At 57.3% G+C, this 23,617-nt stretch carries 25 protein-coding genes; 13 read left to right on the top strand and 12 right to left on the bottom strand.

Going from position 1 to position 23,617, the window contains the following annotated elements:
- Nucleotides 1-306: a cold shock domain-containing protein gene (locus C7H09_RS20460; protein WP_106765421.1), complete on the bottom strand. Its 306-nt coding sequence runs from the start codon at nucleotides 304-306 to the stop codon at nucleotides 1-3.
- 423 nt (nucleotides 307-729) lie between these two features.
- Here C7H09_RS20460 and clpS point away from each other — a divergent pair, with 423 nt between their 5' ends.
- Both clpS and clpA read left to right on the top strand, forming a co-directional pair.
- A complete protein-coding gene (gene clpS, locus C7H09_RS18205) occupies nucleotides 730-1,089 on the top strand; it encodes an ATP-dependent Clp protease adapter ClpS (RefSeq protein WP_106765419.1) in 360 nt (119 codons plus the stop codon).
- 18 nt (nucleotides 1,090-1,107) lie between these two features.
- Complete coding sequence (gene clpA / locus C7H09_RS18200; protein ID WP_106765417.1) at nucleotides 1,108-3,378, top strand: ATP-dependent Clp protease ATP-binding subunit ClpA; 2,271 nt, start codon at nucleotides 1,108-1,110, stop codon at nucleotides 3,376-3,378.
- Nucleotides 3,379-3,427: 49 nt separating this feature from the next.
- Here the strand turns inward: clpA and infA are convergent, their stop codons facing one another.
- From infA to C7H09_RS18155, 9 genes are all read right to left on the bottom strand, one after another.
- Nucleotides 3,428-3,646 carry a translation initiation factor IF-1 gene (gene infA, locus C7H09_RS18195; protein ID WP_014421226.1) on the bottom strand — a complete coding sequence of 73 codons (219 nt, stop codon included), beginning with the start codon at nucleotides 3,644-3,646 and terminating at the stop codon, nucleotides 3,428-3,430.
- Nucleotides 3,647-3,727: 81 nt separating this feature from the next.
- On the bottom strand, nucleotides 3,728-4,441 hold the full coding sequence (locus C7H09_RS18190) for an arginyltransferase (protein ID WP_106765414.1): 714 nt from the start codon (nucleotides 4,439-4,441) through the stop codon (nucleotides 3,728-3,730).
- Nucleotides 4,442-5,152 carry a leucyl/phenylalanyl-tRNA--protein transferase gene (aat, locus tag C7H09_RS18185; protein ID WP_106765412.1) on the bottom strand — a complete coding sequence of 237 codons (711 nt, stop codon included), beginning with the start codon at nucleotides 5,150-5,152 and terminating at the stop codon, nucleotides 4,442-4,444.
- Between the two features lie 15 nt (nucleotides 5,153-5,167).
- A complete protein-coding gene (gene trxB, locus C7H09_RS18180) occupies nucleotides 5,168-6,121 on the bottom strand; it encodes a thioredoxin-disulfide reductase (protein WP_106765410.1) in 954 nt (317 codons plus the stop codon).
- Nucleotides 6,122-6,183: 62 nt separating this feature from the next.
- Nucleotides 6,184-7,095 (bottom strand): AAA family ATPase, encoded by a 912-nt coding sequence (locus tag C7H09_RS18175; protein ID WP_106765407.1) that lies wholly within the window; start codon nucleotides 7,093-7,095, stop codon nucleotides 6,184-6,186.
- Nucleotides 7,096-7,102: 7 nt separating this feature from the next.
- Entirely contained in the window at nucleotides 7,103-8,023 is a 921-nt protein-coding gene (locus C7H09_RS18170; protein ID WP_106765404.1) for a carbon-nitrogen hydrolase, read from the bottom strand.
- Entirely contained in the window at nucleotides 8,020-9,072 is a 1,053-nt protein-coding gene (locus C7H09_RS18165; protein WP_106765402.1) for an agmatine deiminase family protein, read from the bottom strand. The genes C7H09_RS18170 and C7H09_RS18165 overlap by 4 nt, the downstream gene beginning before the upstream one ends.
- Before the next feature lie 118 nt (nucleotides 9,073-9,190).
- On the bottom strand, nucleotides 9,191-9,508 hold the full coding sequence (locus C7H09_RS18160; RefSeq protein WP_106765399.1) for a hypothetical protein: 318 nt from the start codon (nucleotides 9,506-9,508) through the stop codon (nucleotides 9,191-9,193).
- A gap of 108 nt (nucleotides 9,509-9,616) precedes the next feature.
- Complete coding sequence (locus tag C7H09_RS18155) at nucleotides 9,617-10,210, bottom strand: PilZ domain-containing protein (protein ID WP_106765396.1); 594 nt, start codon at nucleotides 10,208-10,210, stop codon at nucleotides 9,617-9,619.
- A 94-nt stretch (nucleotides 10,211-10,304) separates the two neighbouring features.
- On the opposite strand from C7H09_RS18155, the gene C7H09_RS18150 reads away from it, so the two are divergent.
- Both C7H09_RS18150 and C7H09_RS18145 read left to right on the top strand, forming a co-directional pair.
- Nucleotides 10,305-11,549: a lipoprotein-releasing ABC transporter permease subunit gene (locus C7H09_RS18150; RefSeq protein WP_106765394.1), complete on the top strand. Its 1,245-nt coding sequence runs from the start codon at nucleotides 10,305-10,307 to the stop codon at nucleotides 11,547-11,549.
- Nucleotides 11,542-12,240: an ABC transporter ATP-binding protein gene (locus C7H09_RS18145; protein WP_106765391.1), complete on the top strand. Its 699-nt coding sequence runs from the start codon at nucleotides 11,542-11,544 to the stop codon at nucleotides 12,238-12,240. The genes C7H09_RS18150 and C7H09_RS18145 overlap by 8 nt, the downstream gene beginning before the upstream one ends.
- Here the strand turns inward: C7H09_RS18145 and C7H09_RS18140 are convergent.
- A complete protein-coding gene (locus C7H09_RS18140; RefSeq protein ID WP_106765390.1) occupies nucleotides 12,228-12,782 on the bottom strand; it encodes a DUF2062 domain-containing protein in 555 nt (184 codons plus the stop codon). The genes C7H09_RS18145 and C7H09_RS18140 overlap by 13 nt on opposite strands.
- An 82-nt stretch (nucleotides 12,783-12,864) precedes the next feature.
- Here C7H09_RS18140 and C7H09_RS18135 point away from each other — a divergent pair, with 82 nt between their 5' ends.
- The 9 genes from C7H09_RS18135 (at nucleotide 12,865) to murB (ending at nucleotide 21,732) form a co-directional block, all read left to right on the top strand.
- Entirely contained in the window at nucleotides 12,865-15,282 is a 2,418-nt protein-coding gene (locus C7H09_RS18135; RefSeq protein ID WP_240616651.1) for a DNA internalization-related competence protein ComEC/Rec2, read from the top strand.
- A gap of 72 nt (nucleotides 15,283-15,354) precedes the next feature.
- Nucleotides 15,355-15,981 (top strand): MotA/TolQ/ExbB proton channel family protein, encoded by a 627-nt coding sequence (locus C7H09_RS18130; RefSeq protein WP_106765387.1) that lies wholly within the window; start codon nucleotides 15,355-15,357, stop codon nucleotides 15,979-15,981.
- A gap of 5 nt (nucleotides 15,982-15,986) precedes the next feature.
- The gene (locus C7H09_RS18125) at nucleotides 15,987-16,412 is read left to right on the top strand and encodes an ExbD/TolR family protein (protein WP_106765385.1); all 426 of its coding nucleotides are present in this window, start codon (nucleotides 15,987-15,989) and stop codon (nucleotides 16,410-16,412) included.
- Nucleotides 16,409-18,181 (top strand): lipid A export permease/ATP-binding protein MsbA, encoded by a 1,773-nt coding sequence (gene msbA, locus C7H09_RS18120; RefSeq protein WP_106765383.1) that lies wholly within the window; start codon nucleotides 16,409-16,411, stop codon nucleotides 18,179-18,181. The genes C7H09_RS18125 and msbA overlap by 4 nt, the downstream gene beginning before the upstream one ends.
- On the top strand, nucleotides 18,178-19,239 hold the full coding sequence (gene lpxK, locus C7H09_RS18115; protein ID WP_106765381.1) for a tetraacyldisaccharide 4'-kinase: 1,062 nt from the start codon (nucleotides 18,178-18,180) through the stop codon (nucleotides 19,237-19,239). Before msbA ends, lpxK begins: the two co-directional genes overlap by 4 nt.
- Entirely contained in the window at nucleotides 19,232-19,420 is a 189-nt protein-coding gene (locus tag C7H09_RS18110) for a Trm112 family protein (RefSeq protein ID WP_106765379.1), read from the top strand. Before lpxK ends, C7H09_RS18110 begins: the two co-directional genes overlap by 8 nt.
- A gap of 23 nt (nucleotides 19,421-19,443) precedes the next feature.
- Nucleotides 19,444-20,229 (top strand): 3-deoxy-manno-octulosonate cytidylyltransferase, encoded by a 786-nt coding sequence (kdsB, locus tag C7H09_RS18105; RefSeq protein ID WP_106765377.1) that lies wholly within the window; start codon nucleotides 19,444-19,446, stop codon nucleotides 20,227-20,229.
- The gene (locus tag C7H09_RS18100) at nucleotides 20,222-20,701 is read left to right on the top strand and encodes a low molecular weight protein-tyrosine-phosphatase (RefSeq protein ID WP_106765375.1); all 480 of its coding nucleotides are present in this window, start codon (nucleotides 20,222-20,224) and stop codon (nucleotides 20,699-20,701) included. Before kdsB ends, C7H09_RS18100 begins: the two co-directional genes overlap by 8 nt.
- On the top strand, nucleotides 20,698-21,732 hold the full coding sequence (gene murB, locus C7H09_RS18095; RefSeq protein WP_240616650.1) for a UDP-N-acetylmuramate dehydrogenase: 1,035 nt from the start codon (nucleotides 20,698-20,700) through the stop codon (nucleotides 21,730-21,732). The genes C7H09_RS18100 and murB overlap by 4 nt, the downstream gene beginning before the upstream one ends.
- Nucleotides 21,733-21,809: 77 nt before the next feature.
- Here murB and C7H09_RS18090 read toward each other — a convergent pair whose 3' ends face one another.
- Nucleotides 21,810-23,543: a proline--tRNA ligase gene (locus C7H09_RS18090; protein ID WP_106765371.1), complete on the bottom strand. Its 1,734-nt coding sequence runs from the start codon at nucleotides 23,541-23,543 to the stop codon at nucleotides 21,810-21,812.
- Nucleotides 23,544-23,617: the final 74 nt, after the last annotated feature.

Here is a 23,617-nt window from a genome sequence, read left to right as displayed (position 1 = left end):
TCAGGCGTTTACGACACGATGCGAGTAGCCGCTGCTGTCGCCTGAATCATCCGGGTTCTGGCCAGAGTTCACGGACTGGCTGCCGGTGGATCTGGCGGGCACTTCATCCGGAACAATGTTGACCGCATGGGTGCCTTTGTCGCCGGGCTTCTTTTCGAAGGTGACTGTCTGGCCCGCTTTAAGGGTTTTATAGCCCTCCATCTGCACCGATGAAAAGTGGGCAAACAGATCGTCGCTGCAGCCGTCTTCGATGATAAAGCCATATCCTTTGGCGTTATTGAACCATTTGACTTTGCCCCGTGGCATGATGAACTCCCCTGTTCGTGTCGTGTGTCTGCTTCGGGAGGCCCTGACTCTTCCAGGCAGTTCGACGGGTGCCGTTTGAAGCGGCGAAGTCAATGACTTTCCCAGCTGAAGGAGGAAGGCGGGCTCTCCACTTATTGTTGGTCTAACGGGTATTCCTTGGCGCTGCTGGTTACAAGCGGCATCTTTTGCTTACACAATTTTACATTGCGCCTCAACTTTCGGTCAAAGTGGCGCCAGAGTCAAGTCCCGGGCGAGCCGGATTGAGTGGTTCTGCCAGGTCTGGAAGCGGTATCATGTTCGTATTGATACATGAGTCGCGGTTGTTGGCCGCTCCGGCTTGAATTCCGGAACCGGCGCAACCACAGTAAGTCATTGGAGTGGCGATAAAGCTCCCTACAGACCGAGTAACCGGCAAACAGAATCATGCAGACAATTGAAAATTCTCTACTAGTATTTAATCAGGGGGAAGATGATCAGCCCGGGCGTCATGAAGGCGTCAGTGTTGCGCCTGCCAAGCCAGCCCTGAAACGCCCGGCGAGGTTCCGGGTCTTGCTTCTGAACGACGATTACACACCGATGGATTTCGTGGTAGATGTGCTGATGAGGTTCTTCGGAATGAATGAAGAAAAGGCGACGCAGGTGATGCTGCTCGTCCATACGCAGGGAAAAGCCGTATGTGGGGTATATACCCGAGACATCGCGGAAACGAAGGCGGCGCAGGTGAATCAGTATTCTTCGGAGTGCGAACACCCGTTGCTTTGCGAGATAGAACGTGCGGACTGACAGACGTTGGGGTGTCCCATGCTGAGTAAAGATCTGGAAATTACGCTGAATACGGCCTTCAAAAATGCCCGGGATAAGCGTCATGAGTTCATGACGGTCGAGCATTTGCTGCTGGCCTTGCTTGATAACGAATCGGCGGTGGGCGTGCTGAAAGCCTGTGGAGCAGATCTCAAGCGCCTTGAAGAAGAACTTGTGGATTTTGTGGATTCCACCACGCCCCTGATCCCGGGCTCGGACAGTGATCGTGAGACCCAGCCAACACTGGGTTTTCAGCGGGTGCTGCAGCGGGCAGTGTTCCATGTGCAGTCGTCTGGTAAAAAAGAGGTAACCGGCGCGAACGTGTTAGTGGCGATCTTCAGCGAACAAGAGAGCCAAGCGGTGTACGTGCTGAAAAAGCAGAACATCGCGCGGATTGACGTGGTTAATTATGTCTCCCACGGCATCTCCCGGGTACAGGGGGCAGAAGATCAGGACGGTATTGATCATGCAGCCCACGAAGAATCGGGGGAAGAGGGCAGCCAGTCGCGGCCGCTGGAAAATTACGCCACTAACTTAAATGAACAAGCTCGCCAGGGCCGCATTGATCCACTTATCGGCCGTGAACACGAAGTGGAGCGGGTAGTGCAAATCCTGGTTCGCCGCCGCAAGAACAATCCGTTGCTGGTGGGTGAGGCCGGGGTTGGCAAAACTGCTATTGCGGAAGGTTTGGCCAAGCGTATTGTTGATGGCCAGGTGCCGAAGATCATTTCGGATGCGGTCGTTTACTCTCTGGATATGGGGGCATTGCTGGCGGGCACCAAATATCGCGGGGATTTTGAGAAGCGCTTGAAGGGGTTGCTGGCCGATCTCAAAAAGCAGGATCACGCGATTCTCTTTATTGATGAGATTCACACGATCATTGGCGCAGGCTCGGCCTCGGGGGGCGTTATGGACGCGTCCAACCTGCTTAAGCCCATGCTCAGCTCGGGTGAGTTGCGGTGTATCGGCTCCACCACCTACCAGGAATTCCGTGGGATTTTCGAGAAAGACAGCGCCCTGGCCCGTCGCTTTCAGAAGATCGATGTGAATGAGCCGAGTGTTGAAGATACTTACCTGATCCTCAAAGGGCTGAAGCCAAACTTCGAAAAGCACCATGACCTCAAGTACACCGACAAAGCTTTGCGTGTAGCGGCCGAGCTTGCAGACCGCTACATCACAGACCGGCACTTGCCGGACAAGGCGATCGATGTAATCGACGAAGCGGGTGCCCGGCAGAGGTTGATGACTGAGGACAAGCGCAAGAAGACCATTGATGTCTCGGAAATCGAAGATGTGGTGGCCAATATTGCCCGGATTCCGCCGAAGAACGTGTCTACCAGCGATAAGGATCTGCTGCGTAATCTGGAGCGGGATCTGAAAATGGTGGTGTTTGGCCAGGATCCGGCTATCGAGTCCCTCTCTACCGCCATCAAGCTGGCCAGGGCTGGCCTGAAAGCACCGGAGAAGCCGGAAGGTGCCTTCTTGTTTGCGGGGCCCACAGGGGTTGGTAAGACCGAGGTGACCAAGCAGCTGGCCAAAGTGCTGGGTATCGAACTGGTGCGCTTTGATATGTCTGAGTACATGGAGCGGCATACGGTATCACGCCTGATTGGTGCGCCGCCGGGCTATGTCGGCTACGACCAGGGCGGCCTGCTGACAGAAGCGGTGAACAAGCATCCGCACTGCGTACTGCTGCTTGATGAAATTGAGAAGGCGCATCCGGAGGTGTTCAACTTGCTGCTGCAAGTGATGGATCACGGCACCCTGACGGACAACAACGGCCGCAAAGCCGATTTCCGCCATGTGATTCTGGTGATGACCACCAACGCAGGGGCAGAAAGCATGGCCCGCCGTTCCATCGGCTTCAGCGAGCAGGATCACAGCAGCGATGGCATGGAGGTGATCACCAAAACCTTTACGCCGGAGTTCAGAAACCGTCTCGATGGCATCATACAATTTGCCGACTTGCAGAAAGAGACCATCACCCATGTGGTCGACAAGTTCCTCACCGAGCTGCAGGCGCAGCTTGACGAGAAACATGTGGTTCTGCACGTGGATGACGAAGCAAAAGCCTGGTTGGCAGAACGGGGTTACGATGTAACCATGGGTGCCCGGCCGATGGCCCGCCTGATACAGGACAAAATCAAGCGGCCGCTGGCGGAGCAGATCCTCTTCGGCAGCCTGTCAGAGCGGGGTGGAGATGTGCGCATTCACCTGAAGGACGGTGAACTGGTGTTCGAGTACGAGCACGAGCCCGCAGAAGCCATCTGAACAAAAAAGCCCCGCTACGGCGGGGCTTTTCAGATGTCGACTGTGTCGATTAACGGGCGCGGTACACGATTCGGCCTTTGCTCAGGTCGTAAGGCGTAAGCTCAACCTTGACCTTGTCGCCAGTCAGAATGCGGATGTAGTTCTTGCGCATCTTGCCGGAGATATGAGCGGTAACAACGTGCCCGTTAGAAAGCTCAACACGGAACATGGTGTTAGGAAGCGTATCGATAATTACGCCTTCCATTTCAATGACATCTGATTTCGCCATTCAGTAGAAACCTCGTTGGAAATTCGTTTCGGACATTTTAAATTGCGCAATTCTGCCTGAATTCTTGGCGTTTGGCAAAAATCACGGATCAGATAGCGGCACCCAGTGACTATCGCGCAGTGCTTCGATGGGTTGAAAGCGGGTTTTGTAGTTCATCTTCCGGCATGCTTTGATCCAGTATCCCAGATACAAATGTGGCAGTTCTCTGCGCCGGGCTTCTTCTATCTGCCAAAGTACCGCAAAGGTACCAAGGCTGCGGCTCTCAAGTTCCGGGTCAAAAAACGTATAGATGGCAGACAGGCCATCGTCCACCAAATCGATAGCGGCAATCCCTGCCAGTTCACCCTCAAGAGACATCTCCAGAAACCAGGAGTCTGTGGCGCCTTCTACCAGGAAGGTGGTGAACTGTTCCCTTGAGGGGGGGTACATATCACCATCTTTGTGCCGTTCTTCAATGTAGCGTGCGTACAGTTGGTAGTACTCTTCGCTGAAGGCAGCAGGCACCATGCGACAGGTAAGATCGGCATTCTTGCGCAAAACTCGGCGCTGGCTTCTGTCCGGGCGGAATTCGCCCGCTTGCAAGCGCACGGGAACACACGCATTGCAGTTTTCGCAGTGGGGGCGGTAATAATGGGAGCCGCTGCGCCGAAAGCCGAGAGCGGTCAGTTGGCTATAGAGTTTCTTGTCGATATGGGCCCGGGGGTCGACAAACATGGTTGTCGCTTCGCGATCGGGCAGATAGCTGCATTCGTGAGGGGGCGTGGCAAAAAATACGAGTGTTCTGAGGTTGCTCATTCAGCGCTCCCGCCCGGGCCATTGCCAGTTCAGGTGCCAGTCTTTCGGGCCCTGTTGTTGGATGCTTGTTCTGAGTATAGATAAAAACTCAGCCCGAGGAATGCAACGGGCACCCATAGAAATCAGGTGATCGCTTTCCACCTGGCAGTCCATGATCTGATAGCCCCACTGCTCCAGTTGCCGTGCCAGATGAACCATGAGCACCTTCGACGCGTTGGTTTCCAGCGAAAACATGGATTCGCCGAAAAAACAGCGGCCAATAGCCAGGCCGTACATACCGCCAGCCAGCTCGTGATTGCGGTTCCAGATCTCGATAGAGTGAGCAATGCCACGCTGATGGAGTTCGCTGTAGGCGGCAAGCATATCGGCGGTAATCCAGGTGCCCTCCGCCCGCGTGCTGCCGCATAACCGGATGACCCGCCCGAAACACTGGTCTGTCGTCAGGTAAAAACGCTGCTGGTTAAGGGTGCGCCGGAGGCTGCGGGAAATGTGGATTTCTCCCGGAAACAATACGCACCGGGGATCCGGCGACCACCAGAGTATAGGCTGATCGTCACTGAACCAGGGGAAAATCCCGTTGCGGTAGGCCAGCACCAGGCGTTCCGGTGACAAATCGCCGCCCAGAGCAAGCAGGCCGTCCGGTTCCTCCAGCGCCTCATGCGCCGGAGGAAACCACAGCTGATCCGGATCCAGCCAGGGTAGAGAGGCCATGGAGAAGGCGGAATATCAGCTCAGTTGATCCAGGTACTTCTCGGCGTCCAGGGCGGCCATGCAGCCAAAACCTGCTGAAGTGACCGCCTGGCGGTAAACGTGATCCGCCACGTCGCCAGCAGCAAACACGCCGGGAATGCTGGATTGCGTAGCCATGCCTTCGAGCCCTGAGCGAATGCGGATGTAGCCGTCGGTCATTTCCAGTTGCCCTTCAAACAGGCTGGTGTTGGGCTTGTGGCCAATGGCAATGAACACACCGGCAAGATCCAGTTCTTTGCTGCTGCCATCTTTGGTGCTTTTGATGCGCATGCCGGTAACGCCGGTGGCATCACCAAGTACTTCATCCAGAGTGTGATCCCAGACAATATTGACGTTCCCATTTTTCGCTTTTTCGAACAGCTTGTCCTGCAGGATTTTTTCGGCACGCAAGCTGTCTCTACGGTGCACCAGTGTGACTTCGTCGGCAATATTAGACAGGTAGAGTGCTTCTTCCACCGCGGTGTTGCCACCACCGATAACGGCAACTTTCTGTTTTTTGTAAAAGAAGCCGTCACAGGTTGCACATGCCGATACACCCTGGCCTTTGAATTTTTCTTCGGACTCCAGCCCCAGGTACATGGCAGACGCACCGGTGGCGATAATCAGCGCATCGCAGGTGTACTCGCCGCTGTCGCCCTTCAGGCGGAATGGCCGGTTGAGCAGATCAGCCTCGTTGATGGTATCGTAAACGATATCCGTTTCAAACCGTTCCGCGTGCTTTTGCATCCGTTGCATCAGTTCTGGCCCCTGGACACCATCGTTGTCTCCGGGCCAGTTGTCTACATCGGTTGTGGTGGTTAGCTGCCCGCCAACTTCGATACCGGTGATCAGCGTCGGGTTCAGGTTGGCTCGGGCAGCATAAACGGCAGCGGTATAACCTGCAGGGCCGGAGCCAAGGATGATCAGTCGGGAGTGTCGGGTTTCGCTCATGAGTGTCTCGCAGATGTTGATGGTGCGTGTATATCTAGCCTTGGTATGCGGGCAGACTTGAATTATTCAAGGACCGGGACGGTCGTCAGTAGTTGCCGGCAGCGCTCACGGGCTTTGCCGGACTCCCCCTGTTCCAGGCGATGTTCCGCAACCGATGGGAAAACGGCCTGTACATCATCTGGCAATACATGGTTTCGCCCTGCCATCAGGGCCCAGGCTTTGGCTGCTCTGAGCAGCCCCAGGCCAGCTCTGGGGGATAGGCCATACATCAGCCCCGGCATCCTGCGGCTTTGTTCGAGAAGCCTCTGGAGATAGTCCAGCAGGGCAGGGCTGGCCGATATCTGCCCGACAGCCTTTTGCAATCGGAGCAGCTTTTCCCCGGGAAGTATTGCCTCCAGCCGTTCGGTCAGGAATTTCCGGTCTTCACCTTCCAGAAGCTCCCGTTCGGCTTTCGGATCCGGATAGCCAAGCTTGAGGCGCATCAGAAACCGGTCGAGCTGTGATTCGGGCAGAGGAAAGGTACCGCCTTGTTCTACCGGGTTCTGGGTGGCAATGACAAAAAAAGGCGACGGCAGGGGGCGGGTTTCGCCTTCAATCGAAACCTGCTGTTCTTCCATGGCCTCAAGCAGGGCGCTCTGAGTGCGGGGCGATGCCCGATTGATTTCGTCCGCCAGTACTACCTGCGCAAAAATAGGGCCAGGATGGAAGACCAAGCCGCCAGCCTGCTTATCATACACCGAGTAGCCCAGTACATCGGCGGGCAGCAGGTCGTTGGTAAACTGAATACGCTGGTAGGTCAGGCCCATGATCTTTGCCAGGGCGTGAGACAGGGTGGTCTTACCCATGCCGGGGATGTCCTCAATCAGCAGGTGGCCCCGGGCCAGCAGGCCGCAGAGGGCAAGGCGAACCTGTTGTTCCTTGCCCAGCAAAATGCGATTGAGCGAACTGACAACGCCATCAATATCCTGTTTCATTCCAGCTTTAGTCCCGTACCCGTGTAAGAATGTCGCCGTATGCGTCTATTCGGCGGTCGCGAAAATAGGGCCAGATGCGACGGATGGATTCGGTGCGCGACCGGTCGATTACAGCAGACAGCACACACTCCTGCCGGTCATCGGCCCGGGCGAGAAATTCACCCTGAGGGCCGCAGATAAAACTGTTGCCCCAGAAGCGTATGCCATCGCTCTGGCCGCCGGGGTCGGGTTCTGTTCCTACCCGGTTTGGAGCAATAACCGGCAGGTTGTTGGCGACTGCGTGGCCCCGTTGAACCGTTACCCAGGCCTCTAGCTGGCGTGCCTGCTCATCTGCCTCGTCTGTGGTATCCCAGCCGATGGCCGTTGGGTAGATCAGCAATTCAGCGCCTGCCAGTGCCATCAGTCGGGCTGCTTCCGGGTACCATTGATCCCAGCACACCAGAACCCCGAGTTTTCCCACCGAAGTTTGAATCGGGGTAAACCCGCTTTCACCCCTGTTGAACCGGGCATCGCCCGGCGTGAAGTAAAACTTCTCGTAGAATCCGGGGTCGTCGGGAATGTGCATTTTCCGGTAGAGCCCCGCCAGGCTGCCGTCACTGTCAAAAACGACCGAGGTATTGTGGTATACCCCGTTCATACGTCGCTCAAAAACAGACCCAACAATAACAATGCCCAGCTCTTTGGCGAGCCCGGCCAGCCATGTACTGGTGGGGCCGGGTATGGGCTCAGCCAGGTCAAACACGGCAGTATCTTCAGTCTGGCAAAAATACAGAGTCGCATGGAGTTCCTGCAGAACCACCAGCCGGGAGCCTTCCGACGCAGCCTGGCGAATCAGCTGCTCTGACGTCGCCATGCTTATGGATTTGTTGTCAGAGCATTGTTGCTGGATGGCCGACACCCGCAGCAGCGGGTTTACTTTGTTGCTCATGGGGTTACCACTCCTGCAGGAACCTGCATGGTGACGCAGTGAAGGCTGCCATGCTGGTGAATCAGCGGGCGGCAGTTAATCGGTATGATTTCCCGCTCCGGGAATAGTTTGCCGAAAACGGAGATGGCCAGGCTGTCCTGGGGCACATCATAGACCGGCAACAAGACAGCATCGTTAATAATCAGGAAGTTGGCGTAAGTGGCTGGAAGCCGCTCGCCGTCCTGGTTGTGAATGGCGTCGGGCCAGGGCAATGGTGTCAGCTTGTAAGGCGACCCATCCGCTTGCCGGAACTCCTGCAGTTCCTCTTCCATGGCCGCCAGCGCGCTGTAGTGTTCGTCTGCAACGTCCGGGCAGGCAACATAGCAAATGTGGTCTTTGGCGCAAAAACGGGCCAGGGTGTCGATATGGCTGTCGGTGTCGTCACCGGCCAGATAACCATGATTCAGCCAGAGTATCCGCTCGGCACCCAGAAGGTCTGAAAGCTGACGCTCGATCGCCGTGCGATCCAGAGCGGGATTGCGCGATGGTGTTAGCAGGCATTCACTGGTGGTCAGCAGTGTTCCCGCGCCATCGGACTCAATCGAGCCTCCTTCCAGAACTAGATCCACGGCTTGCATCGGGTGGCTTCCGAACACTCCGGCGTTCGCCAGGTGGCGGCTGAGAGCATTGTCTTTTTCATAGGGAAATTTGCCGCCCCAGGCGTTAAAGCGAAAATCCAGCAGGGAAAAACCGTCGCCTTTGCACACTGTGATGGGGCCATGATCCCGGGTCCAGGTATCGTTGGCGGGAGCCGGCACCGTAAGCACGCGCCCGGGCAGGCCCTGTGCTTCGGCATGGACATTTAACTGCTGCCCGAGTTGTTGCAGGCGGGCAACAAACTCACAACTGATAATCAGGTGTTCAAAGCGCAAAACCGCCTTCGCAATAGCCTCGAATACCGGCTCCACGTCGTCCAGTATTCCGGCCCAGTCTGTTCCGGGGTGGGGCCAGGTCAGGATGACCGCACTCTGGGGTGCCCATTCTGCGGGTAGCGTTGTTCTGGAAGTCACTATTTGTTGGCTCACGTGTCACATGGGTTGCAAAGGCACACAGTCTATCCGACCCGGACAAAAGCTGCATGGCCCGGTGCGCTTCAGTACTGCACTGAATTACGGGGAGATGCTGGCATCAGTTCTTCGTTTTGTCCGCCACGGCATGAACCACGTGATGGTTTTCGAAGTAGACAGTAAAACCGTTGTACTGCCAGTGGCTGATCGGGGGGTGCCCAACCGGCCCACGGATATTGCGTGGCGCACCCCAGCGCGCCCGCACTGCGGTATCGCTCATGCCGCGGGCAGGAAGGTTTAGCTGATTGCGGTCAGCCTGATTGCCGATGGGCACGACCACTTGCCCGGCATGCTCCTGTGCGTGAGCAACAGGCAAAGCGCTGGCGGACAGGGTGGCGACCAGAATGGTGCCAGCCATCGTATTTTTTAGAACTCTCATAGAGGGGCTCCAACTCCGCTGGTTGACCGCATGCCTTACAGCTGCGGGTGGAATGAATAAAACGTAATATCGCGAAATTTCTGGCGAAAGTCAGCAAGTTTCCGCATTCTAGTCTTTTTGCCGCTGGCGGATTTGCCACCGCATCACATGCCGGGCAATCTGCTGTCGGTCGCCGTCGTCAAGGTCACTGAACAGGGCGTGAACCCTTGTGGTGCCTTGGGCGCCCGTGTTTGTGTCATGCACCTCTGCCATGGCCTGGGGCTGGTAGAGCTCAGGCGGCAGGGTCATGCGAATGGCCAGTCGATCACCGGGCTTGAACGAGGCGGTCGGGGAAGTAAAGGTAATGCCACCCTCGCTCAGGGTCACATCCTGCCAGTCCTCGGGTTGCAAGGGATTTTGCTCAAAGGCGATAATGCGCGCCAGCGCGTCAACCTTGCTATTGAGGGACTTGATCAGCCCGGTGAGGAGCCGGTCGCGCTCGGCCAGGCTCGCGAGGTGTCCGCGTATATCCTGGTCAAGCCGCCGGAGCTCGGCTCTCAGTGCGTCCGCTGGCGAGTCGCTGAACGGGTCGACGACAGGATTGTGGGTATCCGCCTGGTGAAGGCGACGTATTTCAAGCCCGATACGGTCTTCTATCCGGAAGAACTCCCGGCGTTCCAGATGACTGTCTCCGCGTGGCGGCGTTTTTCGCTGGCCTGGCATCCTGTCTCCGGACGGGTGATTTTATTGGTTAAAGAAGAGTTTAGCAGTTTCCAGATTAACCGACAGACCTCAAGGTAGCGACAGGCAGTTCTTCATGTTCAGACCCTTATCATTTTATGTTGGCCTCCGATACACGGCGGCCAAACGGCGAAATCACTTTATTTCATTTATTTCCCTGACCTCCATGATCGGGCTCATGTTGGGGGTGGCGGTTCTGATTATCGTGCTGTCGGTGATGAACGGCTTCGACCGGGAGCTCAAGCAGCGGATCCTCGGCATGGTGCCCCATGCCACCATTCAGGGCGCCAACGGGCCGCTTGATGACTGGCACTCGATCGACCGGCAAGTGGAGTCTTACCCGCGCGTGCTGGCAGCCGCACCGTTCATACAGGGTCAGGGCATGGTGACCGGTGGAGGCAACGTGCGCGGGGTGGTGCTCAACGGTGTGCTGCCGGAGCAGGAGGCCAGTGTTTCGATTATTAACAACCACTTCGTTGAAGGCGGACTGGACGACCTGAAGCCAGGAGAGTTCGGTATCGTGATCGGGCGTTTGATGGCGAACAGCCTTCGCCTGGGTGTTGGCGATAAGCTGACGGTGGTTCTGCCGGAGGCCTCGGTAACACCCGCCGGGGTTTTGCCCCGATTAAAGCGGTTTACGGTAAAAGGGATATTCAGTGTTGGCGCAGAGCTGGACGGTAATTACGCTCTGATTCACCTTGACGATGCTGCCCGCCTGATGAGAACGAACGGCAAGGCGGAGGGTATCCGCCTGTTGGTTGATGACCTGTTTGCGGCCCCCCGGGTAGTGGGAGATGTGGCCAGAGCTTTGGGCGGGCAGTATTACGTGTCTGACTGGACCCGTACCCACGGTAATCTGTTCCAGGCTATCCGGATGGAAAAAACCATGATCGGGCTGTTGCTCATGTTCATCGTGGCGGTGGCTGCGTTCAATATTGTGTCAACACTGGTGATGGTGGTAACCGACAAAACGGCCGATATCGCCATTCTTCGGACGATGGGCGCAACGCCCGGGCGCATCATGAGAATTTTTATTGTTCAGGGGGCGGTGATCGGAGTATTTGGCACGCTTACCGGCACGGCACTGGGTATTCTGGGAGCCTTGAAAATCAGTGCGTTCATCTCCTGGCTCGAGAATGCCCTGGGGCACCAGTTCCTGAGCGCAGATGTGTATTTCATCAGTTATCTGCCGTCCCAGTTGTTGCTTGAGGACGTGATGATTATCAGTGGAGCGGGCCTGGCAATGAGCTTGTTGGCGACGATCTATCCGGCCTGGCGGGCTTCGCGGGTCGAACCGGCGGAGGCACTGCGTTATGAGTGATACCCAGAAAAATCTACCGGTTATCGAATGTCGGACGGTCACCCGCACCTACAGCGAAGGGCCGGAAAAGTTGACCATTTTTTCCGATATTTCACTGCAGGTGAGTCCTGGTGAAACCGTCGCCATTGTCGGCAGCAGTGGCGCAGGCAAGACGACCCTGCTGAATTTGCTGGGCGGCCTGGACAAACCGTCGTCTGGCCATATCCGAATTTGTGGCGAGGATATCCACGGCTTGTCCGAAGCCGGCCGGGCCCGTTTCCGTAATCAGCATTTAGGGTTTGTATATCAGTTCCATCACCTGCTCCCGGAATTCTCCGCCCTTGAAAACGTAATGCTGCCGTGTGTGTTGGGCAAAATGTCGCCGCGACAGGCGCGCCCGACGGCCGAGGCTCTACTGGGCCGGGTCGGTTTGGGTGAGCGGCTGAAGCACAAGCCCGGCGAATTGTCCGGGGGGGAGCGCCAGCGCGTGGCAATTGCCAGGGCACTGGTGAATAATCCGAACTGTGTACTGATGGATGAGCCGACCGGTAATCTGGACGAGCACACAGGTGAGGGTATTCGGGCGCTGATCGGGGAGTTGCAGGAAACGTCGGGTACGGCGTTTGTGATGGTGACCCACGATATGGCGATGGCGAGAAGTCTCGGGCGGGTGTTACGGCTGGAGCAGGGGCGCCTGGTTCAGGAGGCCTGATCCCGGGAGGCAGGCGGTGTAGCATCGGAGTTTCGGCTCTGGCGCCGTATCCGCCAGTCGGTTCGGATTTTTCGGCGCCAGATGTATTGAATGGTGAGATAGGCAACACAGGCGGTGACGGTGGCCATCACCAGAGAGCCCAGGTACAGGGGGACGCCGATGTCGACTAAGCGGTGGCTGATCCAGTCCCACTCAAGCTGGAATTCAAATGCCAGAACCGGTCGGTTCAGTATCCAGGCTCCTACCTTGTAGTTGAAGTAGAACATCGGAGGCATGGTCAGCGGGTTGCTGATCCAGACGAGTACGACAGATAACGGCAGATTGGCGTTGAACCAGATGGCGCAAAAGGCTGCGGCGAGCATCTGGAAGGGCATAGGAATAAAGCAGAACCAGACGCCGACCAGAAAGGCGCGGGCAACCCCGTGCCGGTTGATATGCCACAAGTTCGGCTCATGAAGGATGTCGCCCATAAAGCGTAGCGACTCCATCGCCTGCACTTTCTCAGGGGAGGGCAAGTAACGTTTCATGAACTTCTTCGGCATAGGAAGTTCGGCCTGTCTGCAAAAGAGTTGGGTAATGCTGGCAGGCTGACGCCGCCAGTTTCAAATTACAGGAGGACAAGGATTGTCCGAATATCCGGTCACTGGCCGATGGGCCAGCCACAGGCAACTGATTCCTGTTGGCATTATCGCATTTTCGCTGGGCGTTATCTTACTGTATCGATTCACGATCTTGCCACCATCTGCGGGTTTGTTTGTGGCCGGGTTGGCCCTTCTTCCCTTTGTTCTCGCAGGGCGCTTATTTGCACGTAAAGTTTCCGTGATGCTGTTTGCAGCGATCCTGGGGTTGGGCTGGGCTGCGGCGCATTCCGAGCGTAGCCTCCAGCAACAACTGCCTGCGGAACTGGAGCGGACACCGCTTCAGGTTTCCGGCTATCTGTGCAGTCTGCCAGCACCGGGCAGCTTTGATAGCTTGCGTTTCGATTTTTGCGTATCGCGATGGCATGACCTGAGTCAGGCAGAGCGACCACTGCCGGACAAACTGCGCCTTTCCTGGTATGGCCGCAAAGGTCAGACCTTGCCCGGGCATCGTTTGCAGTTGCAGGTGTCCCTGAAGCGCCCCCATGGCAACCTGAACCCGGACGGCTTCCGCTATGAAAACTGGCTGTTTCGCCAGGGTATCCGGGCGACTGGGAGCGTGAAAAGGGTGGAGGAGGACAACTCGGTTGCCTGTGGTATTCGTTGTCGCTACCACAACTGGCACCGCAACATGGCGGAACAGGCGCAGAGAAGCTTCGGTAACGCACAGCACTATCCGCTGGTGGCATCCCTGCTGATAGGCGATCGCCGGTATTTGAATGAAGAGCACTGGCAGGTGCTCAGAGCGACCGGCACTATCCATTTGGTGGCTATTTCCGGATTGCACCTGGGCCTGGTGGCGGTGGCCATCGGTCTGGTTGCGCGCAGGGTGCTGTTGGCTGGGGTTGCCAGCTCCGTGAAGGCGCAGACCCTGCGTACGCTGATATTTTTCGCGGTTTTATGTGGCTGTACCGGTTATGCGTTATTGGCAGGCTTTACGGTGCCTACGCGGCGGGCACTGATCATGGTTTCAGTTGGTGGCTGGTATCTGCTCAGAGCCCGTCAGCACAGCGCGTGGTGGCCGTTCAGCCTGGCCCTGCTGGCAGTGTTGCTGCTCGACCCATTGGCCCCTTTGGATCAGGGCTTCTGGCTTTCCTTCGGTGCCGTGGCGTTGTTGTTGATGGCCTTCGCCGGTCGGCTGAGGTCGCCGGGTTGGCTGGCGTCGCTGTTCCTTGCGCAGCTGGTGGCGTTCTTCGGGTTGTGGCCGATGTTGATGCTGGCCGGGCAGGATCAGCCGCTGGCGGCCATGCTGGCTAATTTGCTGGCGATTCCCTGGTTAACCCTTATTGTTATGCCGTTGTTGTTCGCAGGTGCGGTACTTGTATTTGCGGGCGTGCCTGCAGAACCGTGGGTTGTGTATGGCTACGACGGCAGTCTGGGCCTGCTTTGGTATTGGCTTGGCCACGTGGCAAGCCTGCCGCTGGGCAGTCTTCAGGTGATGTCTTTGCCATTGGCGATTTCCGTGGCTGCGCTGGTGCTGTTCGGGGTTCGCTGGCCAGACTGGCGGTGGTGTGGCTTGCTCGTTGCCGCCATGGGGTTGTCGGTATGCAGCGTATCGGGTGATTCGGTTGACGGTGAGAACCCCCTGGTGGCGATTCCGGAAGTGCGTGTGCTGGACGTCGGGCAGGGGCTGGCCGTGGTTGCCCGGACAGGGCACAAGGTGATGATCTACGATACGGGCCCGGAGGTGAAAGGTGTGTATTCGGCTGTTGAAAGTGTGCTGATTCCCGGGCTTCGCGCCATGGGCGTGAAGGCCATCGACCTGCTGGTTATCAGTCATGGTGACAGTGATCATGCTGGCGGGCTGGAGGCGCTAGCTGAAGCGTTTCCCATCGGCGATATTGTCAGTGGCGAGCCGGAGCTTGTTTCCGGGCGCCTGAACCGGCCGGTCAAACGGTGCAGGCAGGATGTCTGGCTCTGGCCTGGCCTGGAGTTGTCGTTCTGGCGCACCCGCGAGCAGGCGCAGGGCAATGATGCATCCTGTGTGCTGAGCCTGCGGCACCGGCCGTCAGGCGCTGAGCTTCTATTAACGGGGGATATCAGTACCCGGGTGGAAACGGAAATGATCTTGGAGCCCTGGCCAGCGGCAAAGCTGGCAGGGCAGCGGTTTGTGATAGCGCCCCACCATGGCAGCAAAACGTCGTCGTCACGCGCCTGGATCGAATGGATACGCCCGGATACGGTCATCTACACGGCCGGATACCGCCATCATTTCGGACACCCCCATGAAGACGTTACGGCCCGCTACCGGGTTGCGGGCGCAAACGCTTTCAACACCGCCTGTTCCGGCCAGATTACACTGAAGTTCACCCCGCTGGGATTGGTAATGTCTGAGATCTGGCGCACCCAGCCATTCTGGATAAGTGCCGATAACCAGGTTCGCGCCCAATGTAAAATACTGTGACAATCTGAAGGTGGTGTGCACGGGCAGCTATGCTAAAGTAGCGCGGCTTGTAATTAACCAGGGAGATCAAGCGTGTTCGAGCTGTTGAAAGCCGGTGGCATCCTGATGGTGCCGATTGTTGCCTGTTCCATTTTAGCCCTTGCCATTATTCTGGAACGTTTCTGGACGCTGCGTGAAAAGCGCGTAGCACCAACGCAATCGATCAACGAACTGTGGCGCTGGATTAAGAAAAAGGAATTGAATGGTCGCAAGCTCAAGGCACTGCAGGCGTCCTCTCCCCTGGGGCGTATTCTTGCCGGCGGGCTGATTAACGCCAAGCATGGCCGTGAAATCATGAAAGAAAGCATCGAGCATGAGGCCAGCCAGGTGATTCATGAGCTGGAACGTTTCCTCAACCCGCTGGGGACTGTAGCCACCATAACGCCACTGCTTGGCCTGCTGGGTACCGTCATCGGTATGATCAAAGTGTTCGCAGAAATCCAGCTGGCGGGCGTTGGCAATGCCGGTAATCTCGCCGGAGGCATATCCGAGGCATTGATTACCACTGCAGCAGGCCTGAGCGTAGCCATTCCAGCTCTGATTGCCCACCGCTATTTTATACGCCGGGTTGATGCGCTTGTTGTCAACATGGAACAGGAAGCCATCAAACTGGTAGAAGTCGTCCACGGCGACCGCGAAATCGACGTTGAGGGAGCCTGAACACCGTGAAGTTCAAGCGCCAACGCAGTCAGGAGACAGGGGTGGATCTCACGCCCCTGATTGATGTTGTTTTTTTGTTGCTCATTTTCTTTATGGTGTCGACCACCTTTACCCGGGAAAGCCACCTGCAGGTGGAATTGCCCGAAGCGAGCGGTGAACCGGCGACCCCGTCAGAGGTTCAACAGATCGATGTGGTGATCAATGCCGAAGGCCAGTATTTTCTGAATGACAAGCCCCTGGTGAACAACCGCAGGGAAACCCTTGAGCGCGGTGTCAGCGAGCTGGCGGCAGGCGATGCCGGTCTGCCGTTTATTATTACCGCCGACGCCCGGACACCCCATGAATTTGTGGTTCGGGCCATGGATGTGGCAGGTCGTCTGGGTTTTGCCAAACTGAGCATTACCACCGAGCGGGAGGCTGAGGGCCAGTGAGTCAGGTTCGGCCGGAAACACTGACGACACCTGCAACAGGTAGCTGGGCCACCTACAAGCGCCTGCTGCGCTATGTAAAACCTTTCTGGCTGGCATTTTCGCTGGCGGTCTTTGGCAACATCATCTATGCAGCGGCCTCTACGGGTATGGCTGCGGCCATGGAGTATGTGATAGCCGCCATCGAGAACCCTACCGACCAGAACCGCCTGCTGCTGACAGGGTTGATTGTCGGTGTTTTCGCACTGAGGGGTGTGGGCACATTTTTCAGTCAGTATTTTATCAGCTATGTTGGCCGCCAGGTGATCAATGCACTGCGCAACGAGGTCTTCGACCGGTTGATGACCTTACCGTCGCGCTATTTCGATGACAATGCGACCGGCCGGCTGGTATCGAAGCTTACGTTCAACGTGGAGCAGGTGGCCGAAGCCTCCACCAACGCCATTACCATTACCCTGCGCGAAGGCCTGACCATTCTGGGCCTGCTCGGTTTTATGCTTTACACCAACTGGAAGCTGACACTGATTTTTCTGGCCGCCGGGCCGATTATCGGTCTGGTGGTAAATTACGCCAGCAAGCGGTTCCGCCGGATCAGCCAGCGTATCCAGGGTTCCATGGGCGACATTACCCATGTGGCGTCTGAGTCCATCAGTGGTTATCGGGTGGTCAGAACCTTTGGTGGCGAAGACTATGAGCGGGAGCGGTTCCGCGATGTCAGTGCTCGCAATTTGAAACAGAGCCTGAAAATGGCGTCGACCCAGGCTATCAGTGTTCCGGTAATCCAGGTGCTGGTGGCCTTTGCCATTGCGGCACTGGTCTGGACCATGCTGGCGCCGGAAATCCGTGGTGAAATGACCACCGGCCAGCTCGTTGCCTTCATCACCGCCGCCACCACCATGGCCAAGCCGATTCGCCAGGTGACTTCGGTTCACGCCAAGATTCAGAAAGGGGTGGCGGCAGCCTATGATGTCTTTGAAACCATGGATGAAATGCCCGAAGACGATCATGGAACCTATGCCCCGGAGCGGGTGAATGGAGAAATTCAATTCGATCAGGTGTGCTTCCGGTATCGTGACCAATTGGACAACGTGCTGGACAACATCAGCGTAGACATTGCCGCAGGGCAGAGTGTGGCGCTGGTTGGGCGTTCCGGTAGCGGCAAGTCGACTCTGGTGAGCCTGTTGCCGCGCTTTTACGATTACACCGGTGGTGATATTCGCATTGACGGCCAGTCTCTCAAGGCATTTTCTTTGCGGGCGCTGCGCTCCCAGATTGCTCTGGTGAACCAGAACGTGGTGCTGTTCAACGATACCATTGCCGCCAATATTGCTTATGGTGCTCTGCGGGACTGCAGCCGGGAAGACATCAGGGAGGCGGCAGAAAAGGCCCACGCCCTCGAATTTATTGAGCGCATGCCCGAAGGTCTGGATACCCGGATCGGAGACAACGGCGTGATGTTGTCCGGAGGCCAGCGCCAGCGCCTGGCCATTGCCCGGGCGATCCTGAAAAATGCCCCCATCCTGATTCTGGACGAGGCGACCTCGGCCCTGGATACTGAATCCGAACGGCATATTCAAGAAGCTCTGGAAACCGTGATGCAGGGGCGCACAACCCTGGTGATTGCCCATCGCCTGTCGACCATCGAAAAGGCCGACCGGATTCTGGTGATGGACAATGGCCGGATTGTCGAGTCCGGCAGCCATCACGAGCTTCTGGAAAAAGAGGGTGCCTACGCCCAGTTGCACCGTATCCAGTTCAGCGAGCATGCATGAGTACGCAGTGGATTGATCGGCTATGGTATGGCCAGAAGCGCCCACTGGCGTTTTTGACCCCGCTGGCCTGGTTGTATCGACAGGTGTCCGAGTCTCGTCGTCGTAAAGCCTGGGATGCCCGCAATAAGAGATTGCCCGTGCCGGTTGTTGTGGTGGGAAACATCACGGTCGGTGGCACCGGCAAGTCCCCATTGACCGCGCGTTTGGCTGAAATCCTGTCGGAATCAGGCTGGCGGCCTGTGATTATCAGCCGTGGTTATGGTGGCCGCAGTGATCGGTATCCGCTTCGTGTAACCGAGCGGACACCAGCGTCGGTCTGCGGCGATGAGCCCTTGATGCTGGTCCAGACAACCGGCCATCCTGTGGTGGTGGATCCGGATCGCTTACGTGCTGCCGAGTGGGCGATTGCCGAGAACCTGGGCAACCTGTTGCTGTGCGATGATGGACTTCAGCACTATCGCCTGCCCCGAGATATTGAGCTGGCGGTGTTTGACGCTTCCCGCGGCGTTGGTAACGGAGGCATCATTCCGGTAGGGCCATTGCGGGAGCCATTGGCGCGGCTGAGTGGTGTTGATTTTGTGATATTGAACGGAGAGAGTTTCCCGGATTCTGGCGATCGCATCGAGTCCTTTTCCGACGTTGATCACCCCGACATTCACGCCATGGCTTTGCAGCCCGCCGCTCTGGTTAACCTGAATACGGGTGAACGCCTGATGCCGGAAACCCTGAACGGCAAACGGGTGAGGGCGGTTGCGGGTATCGGCAATCCCGGGCGTTTTTTCGATACCCTCAAGCGTCTTGGCGCTCTGGTCACCGAGCAGCCGTTTCCGGATCATCATCATTTTCGGCCCGAGGATCTCGGATCTGCCGCTGGCGAATGGCTGGTGATGACCGCCAAGGATGCCGTGAAATGCCGTGGATTTGCGCCAGACAACGCCTGGATGCTGACCGTCCAGGCCCGTTTGTCAGGGCCCTTTGAACAAACCTTTCTGGAGCGGGTACAGGCCTGCTCCTCTCTGTTACAACATCCGGTATCCGAGGATAGTGATCATGGATAAGAAATTGCTGGCGTTGCTGGCGTGCCCCGTATGTAAAGGCGAATTGAAATTGAACGACGCCCGCACCGAGCTACTCTGTTATCAGGATGCCATGGCATTTCCTGTGCGCGAGGGTATCCCGGTTATGCTCGCCAGTGAGGCCCGCACACTGACCACCGACGAGCGGCTCGACAAGCACTGACAGCCCCGTAGCAGGACTCTAGTATGACTTTTACCGTTGTCATTCCCGCCCGTTATGCATCCACCCGTCTGCCGGGTAAACCGCTCGCCATGATCGGTGGTAAACCGATGATCCAGCACGTCTGGGAGCGAGCCAATGAGAGCAGGGCCAGCCGGGTCGTGATTGCCACCGACGATACGCGCGTTGAGGAGGCTTGCCTGGCGTTTGGCGCCGAAGTCGTGATGACCTCGGCCAACCACGCCAGCGGTACCGACCGGCTGGAGGAAGTGGCCAGAATGCTCGAGTTCCCGCCCGAGCACCGGGTGGTCAATGTGCAGGGCGATGAGCCGCTGATCCCGCCGCGCTTGATCAACCAGGTGGCGGACAATCTGGAGCAGTATACTGAGGCGGCCATTGCCACCCTGTGTGAGCGTATCCATGACGCCCGCCAGGTATTCAATCCCAATGTGGTCAAAGTGGTGTTCGATGCCAGGGGCATGGCCCACTATTTCAGCCGCGCCCCCATTCCCTGGGCCAGGGATTATTGGCCTGAAAATGCCGCAGCCCGGAACATTGACTTGCCCGATGGCATTGGTTTTTTCCGACACATCGGGATTTATGGGTATCGCACCCGGGTGCTGGGTGATTTTGTTAGCTGGATGCCCGCGCCCACCGAGCGGCTGGAGTCGCTGGAGCAGCTGCGTGCCCTTTATAACGGGGCCCTGATTCATGTAGATGTGGCGGAAACGCCACCCGCACCGGGTGTTGATACCCAGGAAGATCTTGATCGCCTGAGGGCGTTAATGGAAGCAGGAGGCTCTTATGTCTGACCAGGTAAGCGTATTGTTTGTCTGCCTGGGCAATATCTGTCGCTCACCCAGCGCCGAGGGTGTGTTTCGTCATCTGGTGGCGGAGCAGGAGATGACAGATAACGTTCGTATTGACTCGTGTGGCACCGGTAACTGGCATATCGGCAAAGCGCCGGATGCCCGGGCGATTGCGGCGGCGGAACGCCGTGGTATTGCCATTGATGATCTGAGAGCGCGGCAGTTCCGGGCTGAAGATCTCGACAGCTTTGATTACATTCTGGTGATGGATCGGCAGAATCTGGCCGATATCCGGGAAATCTGGCACCAGAACGGTGGTACCGAGCCAAGGCTGTTTCTGGAGTTTGGTCAGGCGGATCTGGCCGAGGTGCCAGATCCGTATTTTGGTGGTGAAGACGGCTTCGAGCATGTCCTGGACTTGATCCAGGAAGCCAGCCAGGGCTTGCTGGATGACATTAGAGGGCGTCTGGCTTGAGTCCAATGCTGCCTTTGCAGGAGCAGGCCTTGCTGCAGTCCCTGAACACCATGGCGGTGCCTGCAGTGGCCCGCTTCCTGGTGGAGGTGACCTCTCAGGATCAGCTCACGAGCGCACTTGACTGGGCCCGTGAGGAAAGCTTGCCGGTGCTGATTCTGGGCGGCGGCAGCAACCTGGTGTTTGCCGGGGATTATCCAGGACTGGTGATTCGCATAGCCTTGCAGGGCCGCAGCTGGGAACAGGTAACGGATGATTCTGCGGTGCTGGTGCTGAAGGCAGGAGAAAACTGGCATGATTCGGTGCTCTATGCGGCCCGCTCGGGGTATCGGGGTATTGAAAACCTGGCGTTGATTCCGGGCACGGCCGGTGCTGCGCCGGTACAGAATATCGGCGCTTACGGCACAGAACTTTGCGATATCCTGCAAAGTGTGACCGTGCTCGACCGCCAAACCCACGCTGTCGAGCGCCTGACAGTCAATGATTGTGCCTTCGGTTACCGGGATAGCCGGTTCAAACGGGAGCCCGGTCGTTATGTGATCCTGGAGATCCGCCTCAAGCTTTCCCGTAGCGCGTCGTTGAACATCGGCTACAAGGACCTTCAAGAGTATTTTGGTGAGGCCTCTGGCTCCGGGTTAACGCCGCTGGAAGTGGCTGAGGGTGTGATGGCCGTCCGGCACCGTAAACTGCCAGACCCTTCCGTGCTCCCCAATGCCGGAAGCTTCTTCAAGAATCCTGTTATTCCATTGGCGCAGTTCAAGGCGCTACAGTTGGCCCACGAGCATGTAGTCTTCTACCCAGTGGGAGAGAGCCAGGTGAAGCTGGCCGCGGCCTGGCTGATTGATCAGGCGGGCTGGAAGGGCTACCGGGATGCCCGGGTAGGGGTTCATAACCGGCAGGCGCTGGTGTTGATTAACCACTCGGGCGGCACCGGTGAAGACATACTCCGACTCGCCGCTAAGATCAAAGAGTCGGTCTGGAAAACGTTTGGCGTTGTGCTGGAAATGGAACCCGGAGTTGTTGGCGGGCTGTGATTCGCCCGACAGACTGTAGCGTGCCAGTCGTTGCTTTGCCCCGCAACACCAATTACTGGGTGTGCGGGGCGAGAGTCTTACAAACCGGCTTTCGGTGAAGTCTTCACCAGAAACGCCAGCGCATCTTCCAGTGCGATGTCCTGCTTGTCCGCATCCCGACGCCCCTTGTATTCCAGAGTGCCCGCCTGCAGCCCGCGTTCCGACACCACAAAGCGATGGGGAATGCCGATCAGTTCCATATCGGCGAACTTGACGCCTGGGCGTTCATTGCGGTCGTCCAGCAATACGTCGTAACCCGCCTGGCGTAACTGTTCATATAGCTTTTCGCCAGCTTCGGCCACGACCGGCGCTTTGTGAGCGTTGAGAGTGACGATGGCCACCTCAAACGGTGCAATGGCGTCTGGCCAGATGATGCCCTTGTCGTCGTGATTCTGTTCGATGGAGGAAGCCACAATGCGGGAAACGCCGATGCCGTAACAGCCCATCTCCAATACTGAGGTTTTGCCGTTCTCGTCCAGTACGGTGGCGCCCATGGCGTTGCTGTATTTGTTGCCCAGCTTGAAAATGTGGCCAACTTCGATACCGCGGCGAATTTCCAGGGTGCCGTTGCCGTCCGGGCTGAGATCACCTTCCACCACGTTGCGCAAATCCTCCACGCGGGCCAGAGGCAGATCCCGTTCCCAGTTGACGCCGGTCAGGTGGTAATCATCCTTGTTGGCACCGCAGACGAAGTCTGCCAGGTGCGCGGCGCTGCGGTCGACGATGACCGGCACTGGCAGATTAACCGGGCCGATGGAGCCAGGCTGGCAGCCAATGGCTTTTTCGATTTCTTCATCGGTTGCCATGGTCAGGGGCTCGGCAACCCCTGGCAGATTTTCGGCCTTGATCTCATTCAGGGTATGATCGCCCCGCAGAATCAGTGCCACCAGACCAGACTCGCCGTCTTCGCTTGCCTCGCCTTTCACCAGCAGTGTTTTCACGCTCTGTTCCGGAGCCAGGCCGAGAAAAGCCGATACCGCATCAATGGTACGCTGGCCGGGAGTGTGTACCTCGGTCATGTCGGCCGTCGGCGCCGCCCGCTCGCCAGCAGGGGCAACGGCTTCGGCCTTTTCGATGTTGGCGGCATAGTTGCCACTGGTGCTGAACACGATGTCATCTTCGCCGGAAGACGCCAGTACATGGAATTCGTGGGAAGAACTGCCACCGATGGAGCCGGAGTCGGCCTGTACCGGGCGGTAGTCCAACCCCAGCCGGTTGAAGATGTTGCAATAGGTCTGATGCATCACCTGATAGGTCTCATCCAGTGATTCGGCATTCAGGTGAAACGAGTAGGCGTCTTTCATCAGGAATTCCCGGGCCCGCATTACGCCAAAGCGAGGGCGACGCTCATCCCGGAACTTGGTTTGAATCTGATAGAAGTTGGCGGGTAACTCCTTGTAGCTCTTGAGCTCATTGCGGATCAGATCGGTGATCACCTCTTCGTGGGTGGGCCCGAAGCAAAAATCCCGGCCATGGCGATCGTTCAGCCGCAGTAATTCGCCGCCATACTGCTCCCAGCGTCCGGATTCCTGCCAGAGTTCGGCCGGTTGTACCGCAGGCATTAAAACTTCCTGGGCGCCGCTTTTGTCCATTTCCTCACGGACAATGCGCTCTACTTTGCGCAGGGTGCGCAGGCCCATGGGCAGCCAGGTGTAAAGGCCCGCGGCCAGTTTTCGAATCATGCCCGCCCGCAGCATCAGCTGATGGCTGATTATTTCGGCGTCTGCAGGGGTCTCTTTCTGGGTCGCAATCAGGTAACGGCTCGCTCGCATTGTCTCTTCCGCTGTCGTCAGATAATTGGGGTTGCAGGGCTGGCTAGTGTTGCAGCTTCTGCCCCGTGCGACTA

It is taken from the genome of Marinobacter fuscus (genome assembly GCF_003007675.1).
GTDB lineage: Bacteria > Pseudomonadota > Gammaproteobacteria > Pseudomonadales > Oleiphilaceae > Marinobacter > Marinobacter fuscus.
Note: the sequence above shows the minus strand (reverse complement) of the source record. Positions and strands in the feature narration are given on the sequence as shown.